Source organism: Massilia sp. 2TAF26 (assembly GCF_052115005.1).
Lineage (GTDB): Bacteria > Pseudomonadota > Gammaproteobacteria > Burkholderiales > Burkholderiaceae_D > Telluria.
In genome coordinates this window covers 1-388 of sequence record NZ_JBFRFV010000138.1, presented here as the reverse complement: position 1 = coordinate 388, position 388 = coordinate 1, and the positions used below count along the sequence as shown (strand labels likewise).

At 59.5% G+C, this 388-nt stretch carries 1 protein-coding gene and 1 pseudogene; both read left to right on the top strand.

Going from position 1 to position 388, the window contains the following annotated elements; genetic code table 11:
* The first annotated feature begins 2 nt into the window (after positions 1-2).
* A complete protein-coding gene (locus AB4Z32_RS27830) occupies positions 3-53 on the top strand; it encodes a hypothetical protein (RefSeq protein ID WP_442125030.1) in 51 nt (16 codons plus the stop codon).
* A gap of 20 nt (positions 54-73) precedes the next feature.
* Positions 74-388, top strand: a pseudogene (locus AB4Z32_RS27825) (GTPase); the annotation flags it as partial.

Here is a 388-nt window from a genome sequence, read left to right as displayed (position 1 = left end):
AGATCAAACAGGGCCAGCGTTCAACCTTCTATTGCGTAAACTGTCAAAAATAACAACGGGGTAAAGTCTGATGATGGTCAGGGACCTGGAGCAATACAGCGCGTGGCGTCAGAATGTGTACGCCGCCGTTCAGAATTACCGCAACTGGGTGGTAGGGGCCGAACTGGCCGATGCCGCCGCCGAACAGCGCCTGGCGCGCACACTGGCCAAGCTGGCCGACGACAAGCTGTCCGTGGCTTTTGTCGCTGAGTTCTCGCGCGGTAAATCCGAACTGATCAACTCCATCTTCTTCGCCGATTACGGCCAGCGCATCCTGCCTTCCGCGGCGGGCCGCACCACCATGTGCCCGACGGAGCTGATGTACGACCCGGCTTACCCCGCCTGCATC